Source organism: Nocardioides sp. NPDC101246 (assembly GCF_044767415.1).
Taxonomy (GTDB): Bacteria; Actinomycetota; Actinomycetes; order Propionibacteriales; family Nocardioidaceae; genus Nocardioides.
Genome location: NZ_JBIWNX010000014.1, coordinates 165,032 through 185,419 on the forward strand (window position 1 = coordinate 165,032; position 20,388 = coordinate 185,419).

A 20,388-nucleotide genomic window follows, 5' to 3' on the forward strand; every position below is an offset into this window, starting at 1 on the left:
GTGCAAGACTCGTCGGCATGATCATCTTCGGGCTCAAGGCCTACACGCGTCTGATGGCCACGCTCTCGCTGGTCTGTCCCCACTGCCGCCAGCAGGCCGCCCATCGCCTGTTCGAGGTCGTCAACAAGTTCACCCTCTTCTTCATCCCGCTCTTCCCGGTCAGCAAGTCGCGCCGGATGGACTGCACCTACTGCGGCTACGCCTCGAAGCTGTCCAAGGAGCAGGCCGAGCAGCTCCTCTCCGGTCCGCGCCCCGCCCTCGGCTGAGCTCTGGCCGGGCTGTCGGGCTGCTCGTGCGGGAATGCGACCGAGCGGCTTGGGTGCCTGACTGGCTGCCGTAGGGCGGGTGGGGCCAAGTGCCTGTTCGGGTTGGGAGATTCAAAGAACAGGGTGCTTGGGCTGGGTGCCGTTCGAGTGTCTTGCAGACTTCCAGCATCGGTCTGGGTTTCGTCGGGATACCTGTCCCTGTCTGGGTTTTCAGAGCTACGTCCGGAGGTACGCCCCTCGAGGGCTGCCGCGCGCTGGTCAAGCAGCGGCGCCGCGGGCGACGTCGCTGATTCCGCTGACGTCAGTGGTGCCGTCGGGGCCGGTGAGGAACCGGTAGCCGTTCGGGGAACGCCATCGGTAACGGCCCGGAGCGAGGCGCTCGTAGGTCCAGCCGAGGTGGGTCTTGGCGCGGTGGTGCCATCGGCACAGGCAGGTCAGGTTCGACGTGGTGGTCTTCCCGCCCTCGGCATAGGGGACGCGGTGGTCGAGGTCGCAGCTCTCGGCCTTCACGCTGCAGCCGGGGAAGGCGCAGGTCTGGTCGATGAGCTCGACCTGGGCCCTCAGTCGCCGGGTCGGGGTGTAGGCCTCGGTCGAGATCTCCTCGTTCAGGTCGACCACCACCACCGGTCTGACGACCACCCCGGGCATTCCGGCCCAGCGGTCGAGCTGTTCGATGGTGGCCAGCCCTCGGGTGTTGCCGATCCGGATCAGGCCGGTGGTGGCCAGGTCACGGGTGTCGGTGTGGATCTTCAGGTCGACCACCCGGCCTTTGCCGGGAAGGTCGCCACCGGCCCCGGTGGTGTAGGCGCGGCCCAGGATCCCGAGCGCGGCAGCACGACGGGCATCGAGGGACAGGTCGGCGGTGGCGTCGTGGTCGAGAAGGCCGTGTGCGATCGAGGCGACCGCGGCCTCGAGGTCGAGCGCGTCGGCCACATCGAGCGTCGTGGTGACCTCCGCGGTCGCGCCGGCGGCTTGGCCCTGCTCGGCACCGACCGAGGGTAGGAACAGCGAAGGATCGGTCCCGATGTCGCAGCGTCGGTAGTCGACGGCCTCCTCGGCGATCGCGGCGGTCAGGTCGGGTTCGAACAGGGCCGCGGCTTCCTTCACGGTCCGTTCCAACTGAGCCGGACCGATCTTGTGGGCATGAGCAGCGACCTGGGTGTCGACCCAGCCCGCGACCTCCGGATCGAGGTGGCGGGTGATCTCGGCGACCCGACGGGCCCGCCACCCGGCCAACGTGCCGTCGAGGATCCGGGCCCACGTGCGGGGCAGCCGCCAGGCCAGCTCGACCGCGTCGGCGAGGTACTTCCGGCCGGAGTAGGTCGAGTAGCCCAGCACCGCGGCGAACTCGATCACCGCCGCCTCCGAGACCATCGGCGCCCCCGACCCGGTCAGCATCACCGCCCGATCCCCGTAGGTGTCGACCTCCAGCACCGCTGCCTCGCCAACGGTCTCCACCACGTTCGCGGCGGCGTACCTCGCAGCCAGGATCAAGGTGTCACGGCCCGCCTGATCCTCAGCCACACGCGCCGCCCGCACCCCGGCTAACAATCCAGGCGAAGACCCGGTTTCAGCGACTGATTTCATGCATTGAACCTACCATTCAAAGCATGCTTATGCATAGCCCACTCAGACCACATTCAGGCAGTTCAGAGCGCATTTCTGAGCAATGATCGAATCCCAAGAACCCACGATCCTCTGCTTTTTATGAGAACCAATACGATCCCGTTTGAGAACACCCCGACGTACCTCTCCAAACCCAGGCAGGGACAGGTATCCCGACGAAACCAAGACCGCTGCTGGAAGCCCGCAAGACACCCGAACGGCACCCAGCCCAAACACCCTGGTCTTTCAAATCTCCCAACCCGAACAGGCACTCGGCCCCACCCGCCCTACGCCACCCAGACAGGCACCCAAGCCGCTCAGTCACCCCGCGCACGCCCCCGGCGAAATCTCAAAGCAACCTCACAGCCGAGTCAGATGCTCCTCACCAACCAGCAAGCCAGAGTCAGGGTCATCGCAGCAAAGCCCAACGTCAAGGAGATGACATGAGCCGCGTACCCGAACCCGAGAACACCCCTGAAGGCCCTGCCTATGAAGGTCGCCTGCTGGCCCGCCCCGAGGAGGAGGTGGTCGACCAGGGTGCCGGCTTCGACATCTCGACGCTGCTGACCCGGCGCAGGGTCCTCGGACTCGTCGGGGTCGGCGTCGGGGCCGCTGCCCTGGCCGCTTGTGGGTCCACGAGCTCGTCGAGCTCGGGGTCGACCTCCTCGGGGTCCGGCGCGGAGGGGTCGACGACGTCGACGACCTCCGACGGTGAGATCCCGCAGGAGACCAACGGCCCCTACCCGGCCGACGGGACCAACGGCACCAACGTGCTGACCGAGTCCGGGATCGTACGCAGCGACATCACCTCCAGCCTGGACGGCGGCACGACCGTCGATGGGGTGCCGCTCGAGTTCACCTTCACCGTGACGGACATGGCCAACGACAACGCCGCCTTCGAAGGCGTCGCGGTCTACCTGTGGCAGTGCGACGCCCAGGGCCAGTACTCGATGTACTCCGAGGGCGTCGAGGACGAGACGTACCTCCGCGGGGTCCAGGTCGCCGACGCCAACGGTCAGGTGACCTTCAAGACCATCGTCCCCGGCTGCTACTCCGGCCGTTGGACGCACATGCACTTCGAGGTCTATCCCGACGCCGACTCGGCGACCACCGGCGAGAACGCGATCGCGACCTCTCAGGTGGCGTTCCCCGAGGACATGCTGGCCCCGATCTACGAGCTCGACACCTACGACGGCTCGGCGGACAACATGGCGCAGGTCTCGCTCGACACCGACAACGTCTTCAGCGACGGCTACGAGCTGGAGATGGGCACGTTCGAGGGCGACGCGGAGTCCGGTTACACCGGTTCGCTCGCGGTCGCCGTCGACACGACCACCGAGGCCACCATGGGTGCCGCTCCCGGCGGCGGTGGCGGCGAGGGCGGTGCTCCGCCCCAGGGCGGCGAAGGCGGAACCCCGCCCGAGATGCCGTCCAACTGACCCGACAACTGACCCGACAACTGACCCGACAACCGACCTAGGAGAACACCATGTTGCAGAACCTCACGGGCTGGCACGCCCTCGTCATCCTCGCCATCATCCTGCTCGTCTTCGGCTCGGCGAAGCTGCCGGCCCTGGCCCGGAGCGTCGGCCAGTCCGTACGCATCCTCAAGGACGAGACCCACGACGCCGCCGAGCCGCAGGCCGCCACGGTCGAGGCCGTGGCTGACCGCAGGGCGTCATGACCACGGCCACCGTCGCACGGGGAACCATGCCGGTCGCCGGCCACCTGCGCGAGGCGAGCAGGCGTGGGATCCGGGCGGCGGTGGCGCTCCTCGTCGGTGTGGTCGTCGGCTTCTGGCTCTCCGACCAGATCCTGGAGGTCCTGCGCTCACCGATCGAGCAGATCGCGCAGTCCCAGGACGCCAGCCTCAACTACGACACCGTCACCGGTGCCTTCGACCTCAAGCTCAAGATCGCGCTCTTCACCGGCGTGATCCTCTCCAGCCCGATCTGGCTGGCCGAGCTCTTCGCGTACGTCACCCCGGGTCTGACCCGGCGCGAGAAGAGATACACCTTCGGGTTCCTCGCGGCGGCGCTCCCGCTCTTCGGCGCCGGCTGCGCGTTCGGCTTCCTGCTCTTCCCGCACATGGTCGAGATGCTCGCCGGCTTCTCCTCCACCGAGGACAGCACCATCCTCAACGCCGGCTACTACGTCGACTTCGTGATGAAGATGGTCCTCGCCATCGGGGTCGCGTTCGTGCTGCCGGTCTTCGTGGTCGTGCTCAACCTGCTCGGCCTGCTCCCCTCGAGCACCCTGCGGCGCAGCTGGCGCGCCATCGTGGTCGTCATCGTCCTGTTCAGCGCGCTGGTGACACCGGCTGCCGACGTACTGTCGATGTTCCTCGTCGCCGCGCCGATGTCGGCCCTGTTCGCCGGCGCCGTCCTCATCACCCACCTCCACGACAGGCAACTGGCCAGAAAGGACCACCATGTTCGGTCTGAGCTTTGAGAAGCTGTTCCTCGTCGCGATCCTCGCCGGCCTCGTGATCGGCCCCCAGCGGCTCCCGCTCTACACCCACCGCCTCGCCGAGCTGATCCGCTCGTTCCGGAGCTTCGTGGACGCCTCCAAGGCCCGGGCGGAGACCGAGATCGGGATCTCGCGCGAAGAGCTGGAAGCCCTGGACGTACGCCAGTACGACCCGCGCCGCATCGTCCGCACCGCGCTCACCGAGACGCCCTCGGCCCCGGCGGAGGCGACGGCTGAGGCGGCTGCCGATCTGGAGGCAGAAGCGAGCCGGGTACGTCCCGGGCAGAAGTACCTCGTCACCGGAGGCTCCGCCCACCCCCGCCGCATCCTGATCTCCTCGCTCCCCGAAGACGACCCTCGTCGCCTCGCCGCCCACGTCCCGCCGCCGGCCGAGGACGACGAGACGGAGCGACTCATGGCCGAGGTCAACCAGCTCCTGGTCAGTTGACCTTGCGATCGCGGTCGCCCCAGTAGGGCTCGCGGAGCTTGAACTTCTGCAGCTTCCCGGTGGCCGTGCGAGCCAGGGACTCACGGAACTCGACGACCGTCGGCGCCTTGTAGCCGGCGGCGCGCTCCTTGGACCAGGCGATCAGCTCCTCCTGGGTCGCCTCGGTCCCGGGGGCGAGGACGACGAGGGCGAGGATGGTCTCGCCCCACTTCTCGCTCGGGATGCCGATCACGGCGACCTCGGCGACCGAGGGGTGCAGGAAGAGGACGTCCTCGACCTCGGCGCTCGAGACGTTCTCGCCGCCGGTGATGATCACGTCCTTGATGCGGTCGGAGATGGTGAGGTAGCCGTCGTCGCCGAGGCTGCCGCCGTCGCCGGTGTGGAACCAGCCCTCGGCCAGGGCCTTCTCGGTCTCCTCCGGCTTCTCCCAGTAGCCCTCGAGCACGACGTTGGACCGGGCCAGGACCTCCTTGTCGGGCGAGATGTCGAGGCTGACCCCGATCGCGGGCGCGCCGGCGCGGGTCAGCTTCGCGGCCCGCTCCATCGGGTCGAGGTCGTCCCACTCGGCGCGGGTGCGGTTGATGGTCAGCAGCGGCGAGGTCTCGGTGAGGCCGTAGATCTGGATGAACTCCCAGCCCAGCTCCTCCTGGACGCGCACGACCGTCTTCGTCGGCGGCGGCGCACCGGCCATGATGATCCGCACCTTGTCCCGTCCCGGGATCTCGCCCTCGGTGGCCTGCCACTGCGGAAGCGCATCGAGCACGGCCGCGGCCACCGCGGGGGCGGCGCACATGTAGGTGACCCCCTGGTCGCGTACGCGGCGCAGGATCTCCATCCCGTCGACCTTGCGCAGCACCACGTGCTTGATGCCGAGGCCGGTCGCCGCGAACGGCATCCCCCAGCCGTTGGCGTGGAACATCGGCAGCGTGTGCAGGTAGACGTCGCGGTCGTTGCAGCCCGCGTGCAGCGCGAAGGTCAGCGCGTTGGTCCAGATGTTGCGGTGGGTGATCTGCACACCCTTGGGCCGCGCGGTGGTGCCCGAGGTGTAGTTGATCGCCGCGGTGGCGTTCTCGTCCGGCGCCCACGGCTTCGGCTCGACGCCGTCGGCGGCATAGAGGTTGGCGTCATCGCCGAGCACGAAACGGTGCTTGGCGGTGACGTCCTTCAACGCCTCGTCGACCTCCGGGTCGACCCAGAGCACCGAGGCGCCGGACTGCTCCACGATGTAGGAGACCTCGTCGGGACGGAGGCGGAAGTTGACGGGCACCAGGACGCGGCCGTAGCCGGAGACGCCGTAGAACGCGGTCAGCAGCCGCGCCGAGTTGTGGGACACGATCGCGACCCGCTCCCCCACGCCGATGCCGAGCTCGTCGAGCTTCGCCGCCATCCGCTTCGCGAGCGACTTCATCTCGGCGTACGTCACCTCCCCCAGGGAGGCTGCCGGCTGGTCGGGCTCGTCGACGATGCCCACCCGTTCGCCGTAGACGGATGCGGCACGGTCGATGAAGTCGTTGACGCTGAACGGGACGAACACGGGCGTTACCTCCAGGTGCAAGTGGTGACCCGGATCACTGTATCGATGAGAGGTCTCTCATGGACCCCCACATCGGACAGGTGGTCAGGCACTATCGGAGGGTCATGTCGCGCACCCTGAAACTCGTCATCCCGCTGGCCGTCCTGGTGGCGGTCGGCGTCTACCTGGCCGCCTCCTTCGCGGGAGCCTCCGAGAACGACCCGCCGCCCCGCGAGCCCGTCGTGCTGCCCTCGCAGTCGACCTCGCCGTCCGCACCGAGCACCGGGTCGTCCCCGAGCACGGATCCCTCGGGTGTCCCGGTCGTCACTCCTGGTCCCGTCGACGATGATGATGACGACGATGATGATGACCGCGACGACCGACATGACGACGACTGACCCACGCCGCCGGGGTGTGTCCGTACGCGCCCGGATCACCGCCTCGGTCGCTCTCCTGGTCACCCTCGCCCTGGCCGGCGCGGGTCTCATCGTCTACGCGGTCGAGCTCAACCGGGTCGACGATGCCACCACGCGCGAGATGGAGCAGGAGCTCGACGAGTTCTCCCGGCTGCGCACCGAGGGCATCGATCCCGAGACCCGGGCGCCGTACGACGTGGAGGGGCTGCTGCGGACGTTCCTGAGCCGCAACGTGCCCGACGACGACGAGCTCCTGGTCGCCTGGGTCGACGGCCGGCCGCGCGCGCACTTCCCCGAGGACCCGCTGGTCGAGTCGCCACGGTTCCGCAGCGCCGTACGCGACGTGGTCCGCGACGGTGGGACGACCTACCTCGACACCGCCGACGGCGAGGTACGCATCACCAGCCAGCCGGTGCGGCAGGACAACGCCCAGGGCACCACCGAGGGTGCCCTCCTGGTCGTCTCCTACCTCGACGAGGACCGTGCCGAGCTGCGAAGCACGATGCGCACCTACACGATCGTGGCCGCCCTTCTCGCTCTGCTCGTCACCGTGGTCGCAGCCTGGCAGTCCGGGCGACTGCTGGCACCGCTGACCCGGCTGCGGCAGGCGACCGGCGCGGTCGACGCGACCGACCTCTCCGCCCGCCTGCCCGAGTCGGGCAACGACGACATCTCGGCGCTGACCAGGAACTTCAACGGCATGCTGGACCGCTTGGAACAGGCGTTCAGCGACCAGCGCCAGTTCCTCGATGACGCCGGTCACGAGCTGCGTACGCCGCTGACGATCATCGGCGGCCACCTCGAGCTCCTCGACGAGTCCGACCCGGCCGAGGTCGAGCAGACCCGGCGGCTGGCGCTCGACGAGGTCGACCGGATGAGCCGTCTGGTCGGCGACCTGATCCTGCTGGCCAAGCACGACCGGCCCGACTTCCTCACCCTGGAGGAGGTCGATGTCGACACCCTCACCGAGGACATCCTGGCCAAGGCCAGCGCGCTCGCCGACCGCGACTGGCATCTGGACGAGGCCACTCCCGGCACCTGGCGCCTCGACCCGCAGCGGGTCACCCAGGCGATGCTGCAGCTGTGCGACAACGCCGCCGGCCACACCGCGCCCGGCGACCGGATCGCGGTCGGCTCGGCGACCGTCGACGGCACCCTGCGGCTGTGGGTGCGCGACACCGGACCGGGGGTGCCCGCCGCCGACCGGGACCGGATCTTCGAGCGGTTCGCCCGCGGTGCGGAGACCGGCTCGGGCGACCGGCCGGGACTCGGGCTCGGCCTCGCCATCGTCTCGGCGATCGCCACCGCCCACGGCGGCACCGTCGGCGTCGAGGACGCGACGCCTCCCGGCGCCCGCTTCACGATCACCCTGCCCGCACGCACCGAAGGAGAGGCATGGCCCGCATCCTGATCGTCGAGGACGAGGACCGCATCGCGGCCTTCCTCGCCAAGGGCCTGAGCGCCGACGGCCACCAGGTCAGCACCGTCGCCGACGGGCTGGAGGGACTCGAGGAGGCGCTGAGCGGCGCCTTCGACCTGATGGTGCTCGACATCGGCCTGCCGACCATCGACGGCTTCGAGGTGCTCGACCAGCTGCGCGCCCAGGGCTCCCGGATGCCGGTGGTCGTGCTGACCGCCCGCGACTCGGTGCACGACACCGTCTCCGCGCTCGAGGGCGGCGCCGACGACTACCTCGCCAAGCCGTTCCGCTTCGCCGAGCTGCGGGCCCGGATCAACGTACGCCTGCGACAGCAGGACAACACCGCCGCCGAGGTGGGCGAGCTCCGCTCGGGCTCGGTGGCGCTGGACCTGCGTACGCGGCGGCTGCGCGTCGACGGACGCGAGAGCGACCTCTCCGCGCGGGAGTTCGCGCTGGCCGAGGTGCTGCTGCGGCATCCGGGGCAGGTGCTCTCCCGCGCGCAGCTGCTCGATCTGGCCTGGGGCATGGACTTCGACCCGGGCTCCAACGTCGTCGACGTCTACGTCGGCTACCTGCGCAAGAAGCTGGGCTCGGCCCGGGTCGAGACCGTCCGCGGCATGGGCTACCGCTTCCAGTCCTGACCCGGGCCCGGGGGAATCAGTGGATCCGCAGGCCGCCCAGCGAGGCTCGCGGAAGCCGCTCCAGCGCGGGCGAGACGGTCTCGGCGATCTCCGCAGGGGCCGGCCGGTCACCGGCAGCCGGCGCGAGGCACGCCTCGATCACCTTGACGACCTCGGGAGGCGTACGTCTGGGGAGGTCGCCGACCCCGGAGACGAGCTGCGGGTAGCGCTCGGTGCGGTCCGCGGCCGACGGGTCGCCATGGGGGAACGGCCGCTCGCCGGTGACGGCGTGGAAGAGGGTCGCGCCCAGGGCCCACACGTCGCTGGCGGGGCCGACCTCGCCCCGCTCGCCGGGCAGGCACTGCTCGGGCGCCATGTAGGCGTCGGTGCCGATCTCGTGGCGCAGCGCGGCCGCCGCCTCGGTGGACCGGGCGACCGAGAGGTCGATCAGCCGGGCCGGTGAGCCCATGATCAGGTTGCTCGGCTTGAGGTCGAGGTGCACCCAGCCGGAGCGACGCAGGTAGTGCAGCGCCGAGGCGAGGTCGAGCGCCAGCGGCAGGTACTGCTGCTCCGGAAGGCGCCCGTGGCGGCGGATCAGCGTCGAGAGCCGGGGACCCTCGACGTGCTCCATCACGACGTACGGGCGCTCGCCGTCGAGGTCCTCGCGCAGGCCGCGGACGAGGACCGGGTGACGCAGCTGGGTCAGTGCGTCGGTCTCGCGCCGCAGCGCGTTGCGGCTGGTCTCGCTGTCGATCAGGTTCGGTCGCAGGACCTTGGCGACGACCGGCCCGTAGGTGATCTCGTCGAAGGCCAGGAAGGCCTCGTACGACGAGCCGCCCCCGAGCAGCCGCATCGCGGTCAGCTCGGGGGTGATCGCGTCACCCTGGACCAGGCCCCAGGTGTCGGTCATCTTCGACTCAGCCCTGGGTCCGGTCGTTGGTGTTGTCGCGCGTGTTGTCCCGCGTGTTGTCCTTGGTGTTGTCGCGGGTGTTGTCCTTGGTGTTGTCGTCCTTGGTCTGGTCGTCGCGGGTGAGCTTGGTGTTGTCGCGGGTGTTGTCGCGGGTGTTGTCCTTGGTCGCCCGGGTCACGCCGGTGCCGTTGGTCGCGGTGTCGTTGCCGGCGGCGTCGCGGGTGACGTCGTCGGCGTCGTTGTCGTCATCGTCGTCGACGGTGGTCACCTGGGTGTTGGACTTCTCCTCACGCTTGGCATAGCCGTCGTCATCGACAGCGGCAGCGCTCTGGTAGCTGAACACGCCGGCCGCGACCACACCGACCAGGCCGGTCCCGAGGATCATCGGAAGCTTCTTCATCATTGGTCCCTTCAGGTTCTGCACCGGGTGTTCCCGGCGCCATGGAAGAACCATCTCGACCCGCGGTGAGGTGATCGTGAGATGACCATGAGAGCTCTCTCATCCGTGAGCCGGTTCGGGTCCTGGGGCCGGTGGTGGTAGGAACGTCCCGTGCAAAGCAGCGAGCGGCGCGAGATCGCGCTCAAGGTCGGAGTGCTGTTGGTGGTCGGGGTGCTGATCTCGGTGGCCGGCTACGGATACTCGCGCTCGCGCTTCCGCGAGCACGCCACCGAGCAGGCCGAGACGGCCGCCAGCCGGTTCGCGCGGACCACGAGCTGGACCACGGTCGAGGCGAAGCCGGAGCTGGTGGCGCAGTGGGCGCTGGCCTGTCCCTCGGTCCAGACCCCGCCGACCGAGAAGACGGCTGACGCGCGCGGCCACCTGGAGAAGGTACGCATCACCTCCACCGACCTCACCGAGACCGGCGCCACGGTGGAGCTGACCCCCGACGGCGGTCAGTCCGTGTTCACCCTCGTCGTCAACCGCTCCGGCAAGGGCAAGGACGAGGAGTGGCGGGTCACCGAGGTGACCTGCGCGGCCGGTTGAGCCGACCCGTCTGCCAGCGCCCGTCGGTGGGTACCACACCGATATGGACACCGCTGGATTCACCAACCTGTTGACCCGCCCCGGGCCGTACGCCACCGTGCTGGCCGATGTCAGCCAGGACTCGGAGAACGCGGCCCACGCCAAGGAGCTTCGGGTGCGCGCCGCCTGCGAGGAGCTCTCCGCCCAGGGCGCTCCCCCGGGCGTCGTCGCGCAGGTCTCCGACCGGCTGGAGGCGAACGTACGTCAGCCGGCCCCGCTCGCGCGGGTCGTCGTCGCGACGCCCGAGGGAATCGCCTACGACGCGGTCGCCGTCGCCGAGGTCCCGAACCCGGTCGCGACCTGGGACGCGCTGCCCGACCTCGGCTCCTGGATCGCCGCGCGGGAGACCTCGATGCCGTTCGTGCTGGTCCTGGCCGACCACACCGGTGGCGACATCTCGCTGTGGGACTCCGGACTGCCGCAGCCCACGAGCACGACCACCGTGGAGGGCGACGAGCTCGAGCACGTCCACAAGATCCACGACAACGTCGGGTGGGCGGCCTTCCGCATGCAGCAGACCACCGACAACGTCTGGCGCCACAACGCCGACAAGGTGGCCGAGGAGGTGACCAGGCTGGTCCGCGACCACGGCCATGACCTCGTGCTCATCGGCGGCGACCCGACCACGGTGGGCAGGCTGCGCCAGCGCCTCGCCGGCCTTCCTGCCGAGGTCGTCGAGCTGGCGAGCGGGCAGCGCGCCGCGGACGGCGGCGACCAGGCCCGGGACGAGGCGATCCGCAGCGCGCTGCTGGACCGGGTCGTACGCCATCGCACGACGTTGGTCGGGCGGCTCGAGGAGGCCTGGGGCAGGGGCGAGCGCGCGGCCACCGGCGTACGCGACGTCGCCGACGCGTTCGTCACCGGCCGCGTCGAGACCCTGCTGATCGACCCCGGAGCACTCGTCGGCCGCATGCTCGACCCGGCGGAGCATCCCGGCCTCGCCTTCGGCGAGGCCCCGGTCTCCGGTCCGGTCGAGGCCGACGAGGCACTCATCGCCGCCGCGGTCCTCACCGACGCGGAGGTGTGCGTGCTGCCCGCCAGCCTGCTCGGCGACGCCCCGGTGGCCGCACTGCTGCGCTGGGCCTGACCCGGCTCAGCGGGACAGGCTCAGCGACGCCAGGCCTTGATCCGGTCCGGCTCGGGGTCGGGTGACTCCGTGGCCGCCCAGACCTTGCGCCACTCGGCGATCTCCTCACCGGCCGGGTCGGGGGTGCGATCCTCGGCGGCGCGGCGCATCGAGGAGTACCAGTCGGTGGCGTCCTCATCCAGCAGCCTCGCCACCGCCGTCCGGATCCGGGGCGCGAACTCGCGCATCGACTCGCCCTCGGCCGGGCGCAGCGGCTCCCCGAAGCGTACGGTCAGCTGGCGGCGGCCCCCGGACCTGTCCTTGCCGGGCCAGTTCACCCCGCGCGGCATCGCCGCGTAGGTGCCGCGGTGGGCGATCGGGACCACGGGGACGCCGTACTCGACGGCCAGGTAGGCGGCGCCGGACCGGAACCGGCCGACGGTGCCGTCCTTGGACCGGGTGCCTTCCGGGAAGACGACCAGCGACCAGCCGTCGGCGAGCACCTCACCGGGTGCGTTAGCGAGCGCTCCCCCGCGACGGTCGATCGGCAGCGTGTTGAAGACGAGCGAGGAGCCCACCGCCCGCCACCAGGTGTCGAAGAAGTAGTCGGCGGCGGCCGCCACCGCCGTACGCCGCCGCCACCGGTCAGGAAGGCTCAGCAGGATCAGCGGAGTGTCCAGGTGGGAGGCGTGGTTGGCCACGAAGATCACCGGCCCGTCGAGCTTCTCGAGCACGTCCAGCCCCTCGACCTGGGTCTTCACCTGCGACCGGAAGACCGCCTCCAGCCCGGCCTGGGCGACCTCCCTGACCGCCCGCGCGGCCGGCCTGCGCGACCACTCGTTGTCGAAGACCGTCGTCTCTGCCGGCGGCACGAACGGCTCCGCCGACCGCGGCACCTGCGCCCGGTGTCCCCACCGCCAACCCCGCTTCATGAGCCGTACGTCGCGGGCGGTGTCCTTCCAGAAACTCATCGGACGTCCGCCAGCAGGTGCGGAGGGTTGCGCAGGTAGGTGATCGACGGGGACGGACCGACCGTCGAGGAGGCCATCTCCAGCGCGTCACGCAAGGTGGTCGCCGACCGGAAGCCCATCCGGGCTGCGGCCTTGGGGTTGCCGCCGACCCAGATCACGTCGCCGAGGTGGTCGAGGGCGTGCGCGATCCAGTACCACATGTAGAACGGGTGGACGCCGTGGTAGGCGTTCGAGGTGCGGTAGAGGTGGACGTACCAGGGGTCGGTGGCGAACTGCTCCTCGAACTTCGGCCCGATCAGCGCCGGGTCGGTGGTGTCGGCCAGCACCTCCTCGTAGAAGTCGACGTAGGAGGGGTGGGTGAGGGTGTTGAAGCCCTCGTCGAGCGGGTGGTAGAGGATCGCGACGCCGCCCTCACGCACGACCGGCTGCCGCAGGTAGGAGTTGAAGTAGTAGCCCAGCCCCATGCAGGCGGCCAGGATCGGGTTCATGGTCGAGTTGACGTTGTAGGGGCCGAGATAGGGCACCCCCATCACCATCACGTCGGACTGGCCCTCGACCTTGACCCGCTGCTGCTGGTGGACCCGCTGCACGGTGAGCTCGTGGACCGGCTCGACGGCGCCGGCGGTGATCCCGGTCAGCCCGTAGTTGGAGCGCAGGTCGTGGAACATCTTGTGGCGCATCTTCTGCGGCGCGACCGCCAGCCCGCGGCGCAGGCCGAGCACGGTGGCCTGGTCGCGCATCGACCACTCCCACTCACGCTTGAGCAGTGTGTCGTACGGCTTTCCGAACACCTCGTTGTCGAGCGTCGTCTCGATCTGGAAGACCTTGACGTGCTCGCCGATCAGCCGGCCCATCCGCCAGGCCGACGAGTGCATCTCGGAGTGCTTGTGGTCCATGAAGCTGCGCGAGTGCACCATGGTCTTGGCGTTGTGGTGGTGCTTGATCGACTTGTAGGAGGCCAGCCCGATGCCGACCGACTTGTGGCCGCCGTCCATCGCGACGAGGTTGACGTTGACGTAGATCAGCAGGTCGGAGGTGGCCGCCCGCTTGTTGATCTCGACGTCCTCGCCCCTCTCGGTGGTGCCCATGTGCTCGAGGTTGGCGCGGTCCTCGGCGTCGTGGTTGTAGAGCAGCCCCTGCGGCGCGAAGCTTCGGAAGACCCGCTCCCCCACGATGTGCTTCATCTCGGCGTCGGTCATCCGGCGGTGAAGGGCCAGCGCGGCGATGATCTCGACGTCGTCGACACCCTTCTCGGCCGCGATCGTGAGCACCTGCTCGATGATCCGGCCCCGGATGTCGGGCGCCTTCATGGTCGGCAGCGGCAGCGAGAGGTCGTCGAAGGCGATCGTCAGCCGCATCCCCGGGAACATCAGCTCCCGCAGCGGCTCGGAGTCGACCGGGTTCTCGAGCGCCTCCCGGATCGCCCCGTCCACATCCGGCACCGTCGGCAGCGACTCAGGCGGGTAGACCACCCGCGTGCCCTGCGGGAACTCCTCGAGCCGGAACCCGAGCCCCTCGTGGACGAGCAGGGGCGGCGTACGGTCGTCGACCTCCAGCACGAAACCTGGGCGTGTCATCGTCTCTCCTTCTTCAGGACGGCTGTGTTCAGCTGGTTCGGCGTGGGTCGAAGGCCACCTTGACGGTGCCGAGCCGACCGGCTGAGTGGGCATGGTCGAGGGCCTCGCGCCAGCGGTGGAGCGGGTAGGGGGCGACGGTCTTCGCGAGGCGGCACATGGCGTCGTGACCGACCAGGTCCAGCGCGGTGGCGAAGTCGCCGGAGCCCCGCGAGGAGGCGTACGTCCCGACCACCTCGAGCTCCCGGAACCAGGCCGCGGACAGATCGGCGGAGGCGGGCATCCCGGAGAGCACCACGCGTCCACCCGCGCGGGTGGCGTGCAGGCAGGTCTGCAGCGACTCCTTGGAGCCGACCGCGTCGACGGTCACGTCCACGCCGCCGAGGAGGTAGGGCGAGGCGAGCATCTCGGGTTCGAGCATGAAAGCGCTGGTCGCGCGCCTGATCCGGCGCAGCGTCTCCGACGGCGCGACCACCTCGGTGGCGCCGAACTCCAGCGCCAGCTCACGCTGATGGGCATGCTTGGCGACGACCAGGATCTCGCCGGCGTCGGTGAGCTCGCGCAGGGCCAGCGTGGCCAGCAGCCCGACCGCCCCAGCACCCGAGACGAGCACCCGGTCACCGGGCTTGACCGCGGCCCTTCGCGCCGTGTGGACCGCACAGGCGACCGGCTCGGCCAGCAGCGCCTGCTCGTCGGAGTAGCCCTCCGGCACCACGTGGAGCTGGGAACGGTGCACCGAGAGCTGCTGGGACCAGCCGCCGCCGGTGTCGTGGCAGAACCCGGTCTGCAGACCGGAGGAGATGTCGCCGACGGTGATCCGGGAGCATCGGTTGGTCTCGCCCCGGGCACACGCCTCGCACGCCTCCAGCCCGCGCGCGGCACAGGTCAGGACCGGGTCGACGACCACGCGGGTCCCGGCCGCCAGGTCGCCGCAGGGGTCGATGAGCTCGCCCACGATCTCGTGGCCGGGCACGAACGGCAGGCTCACCAGCGGCTGGAAGTAGAGGCTCGTCCGCCCCGAGAGCATCCCCAGGTCGGACCCGCAGATCCCGGCCAGCGACACCTTCAGCCGCGCCCATCCGTCGTGCTCGACCTTCGGCGGGTCCAGCGTCACCATCCGCAGCGGCGCCGCCGCCCCGGTCAGCAGCAGCGGCAGGTGCCGTCCGGCAACCTTTCCCACCGCCGTCTTCGCGACGCTGCGGTACATCTCGAGCGCGAGCATTCAGCCCCTCCTCATCGGTTCAGCCCGGCCGGGTCGAGCGTGCGGCTCGCGTGCCCCGGCGACTCCCAGTCGACGATCGTCCAGTGCGACTTCTTGGCGTGCCGGAACAGAGGTACGTCGGGACGGACGGCGATCGGATGCCCGACCGCCGCGAGCAGCGGGAGGTCGGAGTGGGAGTCGGCGTAGGCGAAGCAGTCGGAGGGCGAGATGCCCTCGCGGCGCGACCACTCGCGGACGAACGCGCCGCGCGACTCCCCGACCAGCGGCGACGCGGCCAGGTGACCGGTGCAGAACCCGCGGTCGTCGACGGCCAGGTCGGCCGCCTCGATGTGGTCGAACAGCGGCATCAGCGGCCGGGTCAGCGGCCGGATCGCGCCGGTGACCAGCACCGTCACGTGCCCCGCGGCCCGGTGCTCCCGGATCCGCCGGACCGCGTCCGGGGCGAGCCGCCCGAGGATGTGCGTGGTCAGGTGCTCGTCGACGATCTCGTCGAGCTCGGTGAGCCGGGCGCCGGCGTACTCCTTGTAGACCGTACGCAGCAGCGCACCGCGCTCGGTCCGGTCCGCCCACACGTATCCGGGCACCTTGCTCGCCATCCGGGCGATCTCGGCCGCCTTCCGGGTGCCGGAGAGCTCACCGAGCCGCAGCCACAGGTAGGTCTCGATCACGTTGGAGGACATCAGGGTGCCGTCGAGGTCGAAGAAGGCCGCGACCCGGCCGTCCTCGAGCTTCGGCAGCCGCCCGGGGACGGGCTTCTTCCGCAGCTTGCGCAGCTCGTCGAGATCGCGGACCGGCTTGGTCACCGACGGCACGTGGATGTCGTAGAGATATTCGTGCCAGTCGATCACGCCGGTGTCGAAGGCGAAGGTCTCCTGGTCGGCCGGCGACAGCGACCGGTAGAGGGAGAGCGTGTTGGTGTCGACGAAGCGGAGGTCGGCCTGGGCGTACTCCTTGTAGAGGTCCAGGTAGCGACGGAGGAACTGCAGCCGCCGGCCCTGCCGGTCGAGGTCGCGCGCCCAGCCGCGGGTGCGGTCGCTGCGCGGGACCAGCCCGAGCAGCCTGTCGGCGATCTTGTGCACCCGCTCCCCGGTCACCATCATCCGCTCGACCGAGGCGCCGCCCGGGAACGTCCACTCCGGCAGCCGGGCCGCGCCGCGGTCACCCGCCGCGAACGGCTCCTTGGAGAAGTAGGCCCGCACGGTCTCGTAGAGCATCCCGAACGTCACCGGGTTGCGGTCGCCGGAGGCGAGATGGAAGTAGGCCGGGTCGCCGTGCTCGGGCGGGTGCGCCAGGCACGCCACGATCGAGGCGACGACGTGGTCGACCGGCACGATGTCGACGGGGGTGTCCGCGGCGGCTGGGAAGAGCGGCAGCTCGCCGCGGCCGTAGGCGAGGATCAGCGGCTCGGCCATCTTGAAGCCCTCGATCCAGCCCGGATGAGGCCGGGAGACCGCCGACTCGATGATCGCCGGGCGGTAGATCGTGGCCCGGTTCCCGGCCGCGGCGTGGGCCTCGACGACCCGCTCGCCCAGCGCCTTGGTGAAGGTGTAGGCGTCGGTCCAGCCCAGCGACCGCGCGCGCTCGGTGCCGAGGCGTACGAGCTCGTCCTTCACCCACTTCTTCCGCGCCTCCTCGGCGGCTGCCGCGGCCGTCATCAGGCCGGCACGACCGTGCTCACGCTCGGCCTGCTTGCGCAGCCCGGAGATCACCTCGACCCCGCGCGAGCGCTCCTCGACGGCCGCGCGCTGCGCCAGCCCCCAGGCGAGCTCGGCGTCCACGTCGACGTCATGGTCCACCGGTCCCTCGGGGATGTGTCCCCTTCTCCGCCCGGAGACGTACGCGGTCGAGACGTGCAGGTAGTGGATGTCCCGCCCCGTCTCCGCGACCCGCCTGAGCAGCTCGCGCACACCGACGACGTTGGTGACGAACCCTTCGTCGACCGGCGGGTCGAAGGAGACGTCGCCCGCCGAGTGCACCACCGCGTCGAGATCCTCCGGCAGCGCCGGCGGATCGGAGAGATCGCCCTCGACGACGTTCACCTCCGCACCCGCGACGCCCTCGAAGATCGGCTTGGTCAGCATCTTCGCGATCCTGTCCGCACCCGACGTCGACCCCTTGCGCCGGACCAGGACGCTGAGGCGTGCGTCCGGCACCTCGGTCAGCATCAGGTGCAGCAGCGCCTCGCCGACAAACCCGGTCACTCCCGTGAGCAGCACATGCTGCCCCGCGAGCCGTTCTCTGATGTCAGAGGTCACGCTCGCGATTCTGCCGAACTCAGCCAAGTTCGCGCGGGACTTCTGTTCAAATCAGCACCCAACCTTCGACGAGGCTCGATACGTATAAGCCATCGGACGACCGATCTGGAGACCGATGTGCTGACCGACCTGCTCGATGACCTCGCCCGCGACGCGCCCACCGGCGGCGCCCCGCCGGGGCAGCTGTGGCGGCGTGGCCGCCGCAGGGCGCGTACGCAGCGCCTCGGCACCATCGCCATCGCTGCGGTCGCCTGCTTGCTGCTGATCGCGCTCGGCACGGCGACCTGGCAGCAGGGCACCGGCGTCGAACCGGCGACGGACGGGGCCGGCAGCTACATCCCCAGCCGTTTCCACGAGCCCAGTCCACATCTCCCCGGCACCGACTCGGTTGGCCCGCTCGGCCCGCTCATCGCCACGTTCGACGCGCCCCGCAAGGGCTGGTTCGGAAGCACCGACGGCGTGGTCGGGGTGTCTGCCGAGACCGGTGCCTACGCCTTCCTCGACCTGCCGCACGCGGCCACCCGCTACCTCGGAGAAGCCCAGCTCGCCCCGGATGGCCGCCATGTCTCCTACTGGACGACCGGAAAGGTGAACAACCCGATTCCCGCGCTCGAAGGCGGCACGATCAACGGTTATGCGGTCTATGACACCGTAACCGGCGAGGTGGTCACCCAGAGGCCCAGTACCGAGCGCGGGATCGGGCACGGCACCCTGATCTGGTTCGATCCCACCCATCTAGGCGTTGCCTTCGGACAGATGCGGGACTGCTGCAGCTCCTCGACTTCCCGGAGCATGGTCTTCGACCTGAGCACCGCCGAGACCTCCCCGATCAGCACCGACCTCACCACGCTCGACACAGCGAGCACGACCGGTGCCGGCACAGTGATCGTCCAGGGCGAGGAATCGGTCGTCCTCGAGCCCGACGGGACGACCGCTCCCGCTCAGATCCCCGCGACCCCCGGACGGATCAACGGGGCGCAATTCCTCGCCCTCACGCCGGACTCGAAACGCGTCGCGGCGATCTTCGGCGACGGCCTACCGGGCCGGATCAGCGTGAAGAATGTCGACGACGGCGGCGTTGGTGATCCGCTCCCGGGCAGCTACCTCGGAGTGATCTCGTGGCTCGACGAGACCCATGTCGCCGCCCTGGAAAACCACGGCACCGATCCAAGGGTCGACCTCGTCGCCGTCGATGTCCGGGATGGTTCCGCCGAGGTGCTCAGCGCGTACGTCAACACCGCCCGCCTCGCGATCAACCTGCTCGACTCACCAGTGAAGAACCAGCCGGTCCCGCCCCGCCCATGGTCCCCATGGGTCCCCACCATCATGGCCAGCACGACGCTTGTGGTCGCCGCCCTCGCGATCCTCGTCTGGAGGCGCCGTGCCAGAGCCTGACGGTCATCTCTTCGACGAGTTCGTCACCACCCGCCGCCCCGCCCTGCTTCGTACCGCGTACCTCCTCACCGGACATGCCCAGGACGCCGAGGACCTCGTCCAGACCACGCTCATCAAGGTGGTGCCGAAGTGGGGCAGGATCAAGGAGAACCCCGAGGCGTACGTCCGCAAGGTACTCGCGCGCGAAGCAACCACCCGGTGGCGGACCCGCCGCTGGCGCGAGACCTTGGTGGAACGCTTCCCCGATCGGGAGGCGGCGGTGCCCGACCCGACCTCGAGCCTCGCCGTTCGGCATGCGCTGCTGCGGCTCCCGCCTCGACAGCGCGCTGTGATCGTCCTGCGCTACTACGACGACCTCACCGAGCGCGAGACCGCGGCGACGCTCGGGATCTCGATCGGCACCGTCAAGTCCCAGACCAGCGACGCGCTCGCGCGGCTGCGCACCCTGATCCCCTCGGTTGCAGGCTTGCCAGGGTGACCTGAGAAACTGTCGAGAACCCCGGGATATCAAGGAGCCATACGTGTCGAGGAAGCTGCTGAGCGTCGCAGCCGTACTCTCCGCGACCGCTCTCGCCGGCTGCGGCTCCGGGGAGCCGACCACCAGCAGCCCCGGTCCGAGCCCCTCGACCTCCTCCCCCGTCGAAGCCTCCGGGCCCTGTCTCTTCGAGCCCGGTCAGGTCGCCAGCGCCATCCCCGGCTCCTGGTCGCACACCGCCGACGAGGACGTCTGCACCTACACCAGCGACCGGGGCGCGATCTTCGTGACAACCTTGGTCGACACCTCCGTCTCTGCCGGGCTCGCTGCCAGCCGAGAAGACTGCATCTCCTCTCCCGCGCCTGTTGAGGTCGGCGACCGGGCGTTCGTGTGTATCGAGTCGCACTCCGACGGGGATCTCGTGGTCGGCAACGTTGCTGTCGGGAGTCGGCTCTGGTCGCTTGTCATCGTTCCTGATGAAGGTGTTCACGACGCCGAGCTCGGGGCCATGGGGCGGCTTGTCGAGATGGTCGCCGACTGAGCTTCGCTGGTCGAGCCGCCGGAGCCGCTAGACGGAGGCGTGTCGAGACCAACACGGTTCTCTTGCTCGGGACGGCTCGCTTAGCGACTGTGTTTTCGCTTCAGGGTTCGCCGCCGACCCGGTCTTTGAGTGTTTCTCGATCGGGCGCCGCGTCAAGGACGCCCTGCGGGCGCCGCTATCGCGGTGGCCTTCGGCCAT

At 69.8% G+C, this 20,388-nt stretch carries 21 protein-coding genes; 13 read left to right on the plus strand and 8 right to left on the minus strand.

Translation table 11 applies throughout. The annotated features are described in order from the left end of the window. Positions 1-17: 17 nt before the first annotated feature. The gene (locus ACIRON_RS24110; RefSeq protein ID WP_402996218.1) at positions 18-266 is read left to right on the plus strand and encodes a zinc-ribbon domain-containing protein; all 249 of its coding nucleotides are present in this window, start codon (positions 18-20) and stop codon (positions 264-266) included. A gap of 258 nt (positions 267-524) precedes the next feature. Here ACIRON_RS24110 and ACIRON_RS24115 read toward each other — a convergent pair whose 3' ends face one another. Continuing rightward, positions 525-1,790: an HNH endonuclease gene (locus tag ACIRON_RS24115; RefSeq protein ID WP_402996220.1), complete on the minus strand. Its 1,266-nt coding sequence runs from the start codon at positions 1,788-1,790 to the stop codon at positions 525-527. A gap of 524 nt (positions 1,791-2,314) precedes the next feature. On the opposite strand from ACIRON_RS24115, the gene ACIRON_RS24120 reads away from it, so the two are divergent. The 4 genes from ACIRON_RS24120 to ACIRON_RS24135 are packed head-to-tail and all read left to right on the plus strand — an operon-like array spanning position 2,315 to position 4,788. Further along, entirely contained in the window at positions 2,315-3,310 is a 996-nt protein-coding gene (locus ACIRON_RS24120) for an intradiol ring-cleavage dioxygenase (protein WP_402996222.1), read from the plus strand. A gap of 50 nt (positions 3,311-3,360) precedes the next feature. After that, positions 3,361-3,555: a twin-arginine translocase TatA/TatE family subunit gene (locus ACIRON_RS24125; RefSeq protein ID WP_091052126.1), complete on the plus strand. Its 195-nt coding sequence runs from the start codon at positions 3,361-3,363 to the stop codon at positions 3,553-3,555. Beyond that, complete coding sequence (gene tatC / locus ACIRON_RS24130) at positions 3,552-4,322, plus strand: twin-arginine translocase subunit TatC (RefSeq protein ID WP_402996225.1); 771 nt, start codon at positions 3,552-3,554, stop codon at positions 4,320-4,322. The genes ACIRON_RS24125 and tatC overlap by 4 nt, the downstream gene beginning before the upstream one ends. Beyond that, positions 4,303-4,788, plus strand: a complete 486-nt coding sequence (locus ACIRON_RS24135) for a twin-arginine translocase TatA/TatE family subunit (RefSeq protein WP_402996227.1) — start codon at positions 4,303-4,305, stop codon at positions 4,786-4,788. The genes tatC and ACIRON_RS24135 overlap by 20 nt, the downstream gene beginning before the upstream one ends. On the opposite strand, the gene ACIRON_RS24140 is transcribed toward ACIRON_RS24135, so the two are convergent. After that, positions 4,781-6,322, minus strand: coding sequence for an AMP-binding protein (locus ACIRON_RS24140; protein WP_402996229.1), 1,542 nt, complete (start codon positions 6,320-6,322; stop codon positions 4,781-4,783). The genes ACIRON_RS24135 and ACIRON_RS24140 overlap by 8 nt on opposite strands. A gap of 104 nt (positions 6,323-6,426) precedes the next feature. Here ACIRON_RS24140 and ACIRON_RS24145 point away from each other — a divergent pair, with 104 nt between their 5' ends. Genes ACIRON_RS24145 through ACIRON_RS24155 form a run of 3 tightly spaced genes read left to right on the plus strand, consistent with a single transcriptional unit; the run spans position 6,427 to position 8,778 of the window. Then, positions 6,427-6,699: a hypothetical protein gene (locus ACIRON_RS24145; protein WP_402996231.1), complete on the plus strand. Its 273-nt coding sequence runs from the start codon at positions 6,427-6,429 to the stop codon at positions 6,697-6,699. Further along, complete coding sequence (locus ACIRON_RS24150) at positions 6,686-8,128, plus strand: sensor histidine kinase (protein ID WP_402996233.1); 1,443 nt, start codon at positions 6,686-6,688, stop codon at positions 8,126-8,128. Before ACIRON_RS24145 ends, ACIRON_RS24150 begins: the two co-directional genes overlap by 14 nt. Continuing rightward, the gene (locus ACIRON_RS24155; protein WP_091052121.1) at positions 8,113-8,778 is read left to right on the plus strand and encodes a response regulator transcription factor; all 666 of its coding nucleotides are present in this window, start codon (positions 8,113-8,115) and stop codon (positions 8,776-8,778) included. The genes ACIRON_RS24150 and ACIRON_RS24155 overlap by 16 nt, the downstream gene beginning before the upstream one ends. Before the next feature lie 16 nt (positions 8,779-8,794). Here the strand turns inward: ACIRON_RS24155 and ACIRON_RS24160 are convergent, their stop codons facing one another. Further along, the gene (locus tag ACIRON_RS24160) at positions 8,795-9,667 is read right to left on the minus strand and encodes a serine/threonine-protein kinase (RefSeq protein ID WP_402996235.1); all 873 of its coding nucleotides are present in this window, start codon (positions 9,665-9,667) and stop codon (positions 8,795-8,797) included. A gap of 7 nt (positions 9,668-9,674) precedes the next feature. After that, the gene (locus tag ACIRON_RS24165; RefSeq protein WP_402996237.1) at positions 9,675-10,067 is read right to left on the minus strand and encodes a hypothetical protein; all 393 of its coding nucleotides are present in this window, start codon (positions 10,065-10,067) and stop codon (positions 9,675-9,677) included. A gap of 150 nt (positions 10,068-10,217) precedes the next feature. Between ACIRON_RS24165 and ACIRON_RS24170 the strand changes: the two genes are divergently transcribed. Continuing rightward, complete coding sequence (locus tag ACIRON_RS24170; protein ID WP_402996239.1) at positions 10,218-10,652, plus strand: hypothetical protein; 435 nt, start codon at positions 10,218-10,220, stop codon at positions 10,650-10,652. Between the two features lie 43 nt (positions 10,653-10,695). Next, positions 10,696-11,778: a Vms1/Ankzf1 family peptidyl-tRNA hydrolase gene (locus ACIRON_RS24175; protein ID WP_402996241.1), complete on the plus strand. Its 1,083-nt coding sequence runs from the start codon at positions 10,696-10,698 to the stop codon at positions 11,776-11,778. A gap of 20 nt (positions 11,779-11,798) precedes the next feature. Here the strand turns inward: ACIRON_RS24175 and ACIRON_RS24180 are convergent, their stop codons facing one another. The 4 genes from ACIRON_RS24180 to ACIRON_RS24195 are packed head-to-tail and all read right to left on the minus strand — an operon-like array spanning position 11,799 to position 17,779. Beyond that, positions 11,799-12,728 (minus strand): lysophospholipid acyltransferase family protein, encoded by a 930-nt coding sequence (locus ACIRON_RS24180; RefSeq protein ID WP_402996243.1) that lies wholly within the window; start codon positions 12,726-12,728, stop codon positions 11,799-11,801. Continuing rightward, on the minus strand, positions 12,725-14,305 hold the full coding sequence (locus ACIRON_RS24185) for a lactate racemase domain-containing protein (RefSeq protein WP_402996245.1): 1,581 nt from the start codon (positions 14,303-14,305) through the stop codon (positions 12,725-12,727). Before ACIRON_RS24185 ends, ACIRON_RS24180 begins: the two co-directional genes overlap by 4 nt. 28 nt (positions 14,306-14,333) lie before the next feature. Further along, on the minus strand, positions 14,334-15,524 hold the full coding sequence (locus tag ACIRON_RS24190) for a zinc-binding dehydrogenase (RefSeq protein WP_402996247.1): 1,191 nt from the start codon (positions 15,522-15,524) through the stop codon (positions 14,334-14,336). A gap of 11 nt (positions 15,525-15,535) precedes the next feature. Then, positions 15,536-17,779, minus strand: a complete 2,244-nt coding sequence (locus ACIRON_RS24195; protein ID WP_402996249.1) for an HAD-IB family hydrolase — start codon at positions 17,777-17,779, stop codon at positions 15,536-15,538. 117 nt (positions 17,780-17,896) lie between these two features. Between ACIRON_RS24195 and ACIRON_RS24200 the strand changes: the two genes are divergently transcribed. From ACIRON_RS24200 to ACIRON_RS24210, 3 genes are read left to right on the plus strand one after another with little or no spacing between them, the layout of a single operon-like run. Further along, complete coding sequence (locus ACIRON_RS24200) at positions 17,897-19,174, plus strand: hypothetical protein (RefSeq protein WP_402996251.1); 1,278 nt, start codon at positions 17,897-17,899, stop codon at positions 19,172-19,174. Beyond that, a complete protein-coding gene (locus ACIRON_RS24205) occupies positions 19,161-19,652 on the plus strand; it encodes a SigE family RNA polymerase sigma factor (protein WP_402996253.1) in 492 nt (163 codons plus the stop codon). Before ACIRON_RS24200 ends, ACIRON_RS24205 begins: the two co-directional genes overlap by 14 nt. Positions 19,653-19,695: 43 nt before the next feature. Beyond that, on the plus strand, positions 19,696-20,190 hold the full coding sequence (locus ACIRON_RS24210; RefSeq protein ID WP_402996255.1) for a hypothetical protein: 495 nt from the start codon (positions 19,696-19,698) through the stop codon (positions 20,188-20,190). Positions 20,191-20,388: the final 198 nt, after the last annotated feature.

What these genes read in the sequence shown, in the direction of transcription:
- ACIRON_RS24150 (WP_402996233.1), top strand. Translation starts at nt 6,686, where the DNA reads ATGACGACGACTGACCCACGCCGCCGGGGTGTGTCCGTACGCGCCCGG.
- ACIRON_RS24160 (WP_402996235.1), bottom strand. Translation starts at nt 9,667, where the DNA reads ATGACCGACACCTGGGGCCTGGTCCAGGGTGACGCGATCACCCCCGAG.
- ACIRON_RS24155 (WP_091052121.1), top strand. Translation starts at nt 8,113, where the DNA reads ATGGCCCGCATCCTGATCGTCGAGGACGAGGACCGCATCGCGGCCTTC.
- ACIRON_RS24175 (WP_402996241.1), top strand. Translation starts at nt 10,696, where the DNA reads ATGGACACCGCTGGATTCACCAACCTGTTGACCCGCCCCGGGCCGTAC.
- ACIRON_RS24120 (WP_402996222.1), top strand. Translation starts at nt 2,315, where the DNA reads ATGAGCCGCGTACCCGAACCCGAGAACACCCCTGAAGGCCCTGCCTAT.
- ACIRON_RS24125 (WP_091052126.1), top strand. Translation starts at nt 3,361, where the DNA reads ATGTTGCAGAACCTCACGGGCTGGCACGCCCTCGTCATCCTCGCCATC.
- ACIRON_RS24145 (WP_402996231.1), top strand. Translation starts at nt 6,427, where the DNA reads ATGTCGCGCACCCTGAAACTCGTCATCCCGCTGGCCGTCCTGGTGGCG.
- ACIRON_RS24110 (WP_402996218.1), top strand. Translation starts at nt 18, where the DNA reads ATGATCATCTTCGGGCTCAAGGCCTACACGCGTCTGATGGCCACGCTC.
- ACIRON_RS24185 (WP_402996245.1), bottom strand. Translation starts at nt 14,305, where the DNA reads ATGACACGCCCAGGTTTCGTGCTGGAGGTCGACGACCGTACGCCGCCC.
- tatC (WP_402996225.1), top strand. Translation starts at nt 3,552, where the DNA reads ATGACCACGGCCACCGTCGCACGGGGAACCATGCCGGTCGCCGGCCAC.
- ACIRON_RS24180 (WP_402996243.1), bottom strand. Translation starts at nt 12,728, where the DNA reads ATGAGTTTCTGGAAGGACACCGCCCGCGACGTACGGCTCATGAAGCGG.
- ACIRON_RS24165 (WP_402996237.1), bottom strand. Translation starts at nt 10,067, where the DNA reads ATGAAGAAGCTTCCGATGATCCTCGGGACCGGCCTGGTCGGTGTGGTC.
- ACIRON_RS24190 (WP_402996247.1), bottom strand. Translation starts at nt 15,524, where the DNA reads ATGCTCGCGCTCGAGATGTACCGCAGCGTCGCGAAGACGGCGGTGGGA.
- ACIRON_RS24135 (WP_402996227.1), top strand. Translation starts at nt 4,303, where the DNA reads ATGTTCGGTCTGAGCTTTGAGAAGCTGTTCCTCGTCGCGATCCTCGCC.